This window comes from Streptomyces huiliensis, from assembly GCF_020037025.1.
In the GTDB taxonomy this organism is placed as follows: Bacteria; Actinomycetota; Actinomycetes; order Streptomycetales; family Streptomycetaceae; genus Streptomyces; species Streptomyces huiliensis.
The window spans coordinates 1-5,574 of the sequence record NZ_JAIQLH010000408.1; the positions used below are offsets into that span (position 1 = coordinate 1).

A 5,574-nucleotide genomic window follows, 5' to 3' on the forward strand; every position below is an offset into this window, starting at 1 on the left:
GCTCGCCGCCGCCGTCGCCTGGGCGGCCGGCGGGGCCGGGGGGCCGCTGGAGCGGCGCGACCCCGTGCAGGTCCCGGCGTTCGTCGCCGAGGCGGCGACCACCCGCGACCGGGCGCGGACCCTGGTCCTCGCCCAGGACCCAGGGCACACCGCGCACCTCTCCTACGCGCTCGTCCGCGGCTCCGGCATCCGGATGGGCGACGACGCGGTGGCGCCCGGCCGGGACGCGCGGCTGGACTCCGTCGTCGCCGACCTCGTCGCCGGCTCCGGCGCCGACCAGGCCGCGCGCCTCGCCGAGTACGCCGTCGGCTTCGTCCTCGTCCGCGACGGCGCCGCCAAGGACCTGGGCGCCGCCCTGGACGCCGCCCCCGGCCTCACCCGGCTCAGCCAGGAGGGGCGCACCGCGCTGTGGCGGGTCGACCGGCCGGTCTCCCGGGTGAGCGTCGTCACCGAGGGCGCCGACCCCGTGGCCGTCCCCTCCGGACCCGTAGGGGCCCGGGCGACGATCCCCTCCGGGAAGGACGGCCGGGTGCTGCGCCTCGCCGACCGGGCCGCGCCCGGCTGGCGGGCCGCCCTCGACGGGCGTCCGCTGCCGCGCGTCACCCTCGACGGCTGGGCGCAGGGCTTCCGGCTCCCGGCCGCGGGTGGCCGGCTGGAGCTCTCGTACGAGACGCCGTTCGGCCGGACCGCCTGGGTGTGGACGCAGGGGCTGCTCGCGGCCGTCCTGGTCGTCCTCGCCCTGCCGGGCCGCCGCCGGCACGTCGACGACGACCTGCCCGACGCGGTGGTGCCCGCCGCGGAGGCCGTGTCCCTGCCCGAGCAGGCGCCGGCCGGGGAGGGCCGGCGGGCCCGCCGGCTGCGCGCCGCAGCCGAGGGGCGGCAGACGGCGACAGCGGGGGCGGAGAGCGGGCCGGCCGGGCCGGAGCCGGTGCCGGCCGGGCCGTACGAGCAGCCCTCGGCGGACCCGTACGCCATGGCGGATCCGTACGCCGCGGCGCCCGCCCCGCAGTACGCCCAGGGGGCGGCGGACGGGAGCTGGGACGCCGGCTCGTACGACCCCTACGGGACCTACGGGTCGTACGGCGCCTCCGGTTCTCCGCAGCCCTACCCGGAGGGGTCGGGCGGGTACGGGGACGCGTACCAGGGGCAGGGCCACCACGCCGCTCACGACCCCTACGGGGGCCAGGACCCGTACGGGTACGGCGGGACCGGCGGATACGGCGGGCAGGGCCACGACACGACGTACGACGACGGCCACGGCCTCCGGCGTGACGGGAGCGACCAGCGGTGAAGCGCCAGCGATCAGGAGCGAAGCGCGAGCGGGCGGGAGCGAAGCGCGAGCGGGCGGCGGTGAAGCGCACGACCGTCTCGCTGTTCGCGACCGTGGCGGCGCTCGCCGCCGTCACCGGCGTCGCGGTGGTCGCCGGGCCCTCGAGCGACGATGGCGGGGATGGCGGGAGCGGGACCCGGAGCGTGAAATCCGCCGCCCACATGCCGGTCCAGCGGTCGGCCGTAGTCTGCCCGGCGCCGGCCTCCTCCGAGGTGGCGGAGACGACGTACACGGCGTTCTCTCCCGGCGCCCCCGCGTCCGCCAAGGCGGCGGCCGGCGGCCGGGACACACGGCGGCCGGCCGACCTGCTGCCGCTGACGACGACGAAGAGCCAGGCACCGGCGACGAAGGACGAGAAGAAGGCGGCGGAAAAGAAGCGGGAAAGCGGCGGCAAGACCGCCCCGGGCACCGGACCCGTCCTCGCCCTCAAGGCCCCCGGCGCCCCCGCGACCGCCACCACCGACCGCTTCGACGCCCCCGCCCTCACCGGCTCCGCCGACGGACCGCTCGCCCCCGGCTACACGGTGCAGCAGACGACGGCCGTCGCGGCGGGCAGCGGGCGCGGCCTGCACGGGCTGACCTGCGCGCCGGCCGACACGTCGTTCTGGTTCCCGGGCGTCGCCACGGCCAAGGGCCGCCAGGACTACGTCCACCTCACCAACCCCGACCCCGGCACCGCCGCCGTCGTCGACCTGGAGCTGCACGGCAAGGACGGCCGCGTCGCGGCGCCCGCCGGCGAGGGCGTCACCGTCCCGCCGCGCTCGTCGGTGCCCGTCCTGCTGAGCACCCTGACCGACACGCCCGCCGAGAACCTCACCCTGCACGTCACCGCCCGTTCCGGACGGGTCGGCGCGGCCGTGCAGGCGTCCGACGAGAAGCAGGGCGGCGACTGGCTGCCGGCCTCCGAGCCGGCCGCGGCCGCCGTCCTGCCGGGCATCCCGGCCGACGCCACCTCCGTGCGGCTCGTCGCCTTCGCCCCCGGCGGCGAGGACGCCGACCTCAAGCTCCGCTTCGCCGGCCCCACCGGGTCGATCACCCCGGCGGGCCACGAGACGCTGCACGTCAGGAGCGGTACCACGGAGACGGCCGAACTGGACGGCGTCGCCCGGGGCGAGGCCGGTTCGCTGCTGCTCACGGCCGAGGACGGCGGGAAGGTCGTCGCCGGGCTGCGGGTGACCCGCGGCAAGGGGGACAAGCAGGAGACGGCGTTCCTCCCTGCGACCGCCCCCGTCGGCGCCCGCGGCACGGTGGCGGACGCCCGGGCCAAGGGCACCTCACTGTCCCTGGCCGCGCCCGGCGCCGAGGCTCGGGTCAAGGTCACGGCCTGGGCGGCCGGCGGGGGGAGCCCGGCCACCCGGACGTACACCGTCCGGCCCGGCACCACGCTCACCGTGGAGCCGCCGGTTCCGGGGGGTGGCGGCAAAAGCGGCTCCGCGCTCACGGTGGAGACGGTCTCCGGCGGGCCGGTCCACGCCGCCCGGACGCTGACGCTCCCGCGGGACGGCGTGCCGGCGTTCACCGTGCAGCCGGTCCCGGACGACCGCTCGACGGTGGAGGTCCCCGCGGTGCGGTCCGACGTGACCACGGTCACGCGCTGACGGGGCGGGGGACCGGCGTGGCCCCCGGCCCCGCGCAGTCAGTCCTGCCCGTAGCGCGGATCCACCGACTCCGGGGCCAGGCCCAGGAGTTCGGCGACCTGCTCGACGACGACCTCGTGCACCAGCAGCGCCCGGTCGTCACGGTTCTTGGAGCGGATCTCCACCGGGCGGCGGTAGATGACGATCCGGTCGGGCTCGTCGCCGTGGGCCGCGACGTAGCGCCCGAGCGGGACCGAGCCGCCGTCGAGGAACAGCGCCTCGTCCGGCTCGCCGTCCTCACCGGGCACGGGCACCTCGCGCACCGCGAAGTCCACCGACGCCAGTTGCGGCCAGCGGCGCTCCAGCCGCTCCGCCGAGTCCTGGACGAGGTCGACGAACGCCTCCGCCCGGCTCACCGACAGCGGGACCTGCGGCGGGGCGATCGGGCCGCGCATGCCGCGGCCGTGCCGGTCGCGGTGGCGCGGGCGGCGACCGTTCGGGCCGTGCGGGCCGTTCGAACCACTCGGGCCGGCCGGCGAAGGTGCGGGGCTGTCGGGGCTGTCCATCACCTCGAAGAGTATCCGCCGGTCGGCCGTGTACGCGCGGTAGCCGCGCATCTCATCGGATGTCGCCCGATGAGCGTTCCGTTGTTGCTTGCGATCGGATAAAGCCGACGGCGAGACCGCCGATCGCATCCCGAATGACACTATGGTGGCTGAGTGATGACAGAGTTCCAGGGCCGCGCAGTGTGTCCCACGCCCTCCCCGCGCAGGTCGACCCGGCGGTTCGGGGGCGGTGTCCACCGGGCGCTCCGGCACGACACGGAGGGGTGAGCCAGGAGTGAGTCGTCGCGGCCCGCTCAAGAGTGCGGTACCGTCCCACCTCGTGAGCCCTGTACGTCGCTGTTCGCGCACCGCGTGTGGCCGCCCGGCCGTCGCGACGCTGACGTACGTCTACGCCGATTCGACCGCCGTCCTCGGCCCGCTCGCCACCTACGCCGAACCCCACTGCTACGACCTGTGCGCCGAGCACTCCGAGCGGCTGACCGCCCCCCGCGGGTGGGACGTCGTCCGGCTCGCCGTGGACACCGGTCCCGCCCGTCCCAGCAGTGACGACCTCGAAGCGTTGGCCAACGCCGTCCGCGAGGCGGCCCGTCCGCAGGAGCGCGCCGCCGGCGGCGGACCCGGCGCCGGGTCCGTCGGGGGCCAGCCCAAGGGGCCCATCGGCCCCAGCAGCCGCGAGGTCAACCCGATGGAGGTCGCCCGCCGGGGCCACCTCAGGGTGCTGCGCTCGCCGGACTCCTGACGCCGAGTGCCCTGAAGGAGTGCCCTGAAGCCCCGTCGCCCGGCGGCGGGTTCCGGCCGCGTCACCTTCCCCCTCCGCCGGCCTTTCACCCCTGATCCGGCCCTGATCCGCCCCTGGTTCAGCCCTGATCCGGCCGCGCTGCATCCCTGGTTTGCCCCTGGTTCGGCCGCCCGACGGCCGTCCGCCGCCGGAACGGGCGGTGGGTCCGGGTAGGTTTGGGTACCTGTACCGGACCTGTACCGGACTCCAGGAGGGTGAGACGTGGCTGATCTGTCGCAGCTCGTGAAGGCGTACGACGTGCGCGGTGTGGTCCCCGACCAGTGGGACGAGGCGCTCGCCGAGCTGTTCGGCGCTGCCTTCGCCAAGGTGACCGAGGCGGACGCGATCGTCGTCGGGCACGACATGCGGCCCTCGTCCCCGGGCCTGGCCCGGGCCTTCGCGCGCGGCGCCGCCGCCCGGGGCGCCGACGTCACGGAGATCGGGCTCTGCTCGACCGACCAGCTGTACTTCGCCAGCGGCCATCTCGGCCTGCCCGGCGCCATGTTCACGGCCAGCCACAACCCGGCGCAGTACAACGGCATCAAGATGTGCCGCGCCGGCGCCGCCCCCGTCGGCCAGGACACCGGCCTCGCCGACATCCGCGCGCTGGTCGAGGACTGGTCGGAGAACGGCGCCCCCGAGCCCGTCGCCACCCCCGGCAGCCTGTCGCGGCGGGACACCCTCGCCGACTACGCCGCCCACCTGCGCTCCCTGGTCGACCTCGGCCGGATCCGCCGGCTGAAGACCGTCGTGGACGCGGGCAACGGCATGGGCGGCCACACCGTCCCCACCGTGCTGGAGGGGCTGCCGATCGACCTGATCGCGCTCTACTTCGAGCTCGACGGCACCTTCCCCAACCACGAGGCCAACCCCCTCGACCCCAAGAACCTGGTCGACCTCCAGGCCAAGGTCCGGGAGACCGGCGCCGACATCGGCCTCGCCTTCGACGGCGACGCCGACCGCTGCTTCGTCGTCGACGAGAACGGCGACCCCGTCTCTCCGTCCGCGATCACCGCCCTGGTCGCCGCCCGCGAGCTCGGCAAGCACCCCGGCGGGACGGTCATCCACAACCTGATCACCTCCTGGTCGGTCCCCGAGGTCGTCAAGGAGCACGGCGGCAAGCCGGTCCGCACCCGCGTCGGGCACTCGTTCATCAAGCAGGAGATGGCCCGTACCGGCGCCATCTTCGGCGGCGAGCACTCCGCCCACTACTACTTCCGCGACTTCTGGAACGCCGACACCGGCATGCTCGCCGCGCTGCACGTCCTCGCCGCCCTCGGCGGCCAGGACAAGCCGCTCTCCGAGCTCGTCCGCGAGTACGAC

4 protein-coding genes and 1 pseudogene are annotated in these 5,574 nt (G+C 75.9%); 4 read left to right on the top strand and 1 reads right to left on the bottom strand.

Features of this window, described 5'->3' with window-relative positions; genetic code table 11:
- Together JNW98_RS34295 and JNW98_RS34300 are read left to right on the top strand one after the other, a co-directional pair.
- Positions 1–1,291 (top strand): annotated as a pseudogene (locus tag JNW98_RS34295) (family 2 glycosyl transferase); the annotation flags it as partial.
- A 59-nt stretch (positions 1,292–1,350) separates the two neighbouring features.
- Complete coding sequence (locus JNW98_RS34300; protein ID WP_223772201.1) at positions 1,351–2,928, top strand: DUF5719 family protein; 1,578 nt, start codon at positions 1,351–1,353, stop codon at positions 2,926–2,928.
- Between the two features lie 38 nt (positions 2,929–2,966).
- Here JNW98_RS34300 and JNW98_RS34305 read toward each other — a convergent pair whose 3' ends face one another.
- A complete protein-coding gene (locus JNW98_RS34305; RefSeq protein ID WP_372459399.1) occupies positions 2,967–3,473 on the bottom strand; it encodes a metallopeptidase family protein in 507 nt (168 codons plus the stop codon).
- A gap of 274 nt (positions 3,474–3,747) precedes the next feature.
- Here JNW98_RS34305 and JNW98_RS34310 point away from each other — a divergent pair, with 274 nt between their 5' ends.
- Positions 3,748–4,212: a DUF3499 domain-containing protein gene (locus tag JNW98_RS34310; RefSeq protein ID WP_223772199.1), complete on the top strand. Its 465-nt coding sequence runs from the start codon at positions 3,748–3,750 to the stop codon at positions 4,210–4,212.
- Between the two features lie 261 nt (positions 4,213–4,473).
- The coding region (locus JNW98_RS34315) for a phosphomannomutase/phosphoglucomutase (protein ID WP_223772200.1) at positions 4,474–5,574 on the top strand (1,101 nt) is incomplete at its 3' end.

Excerpts from the sequence above, each read along its gene's own strand:
- JNW98_RS34305 (WP_372459399.1), bottom strand. The coding sequence starts at position 3,473 with ATGGACAGCCCCGACAGCCCCGCACCTTCGCCGGCCGGCCCGAGTGGT.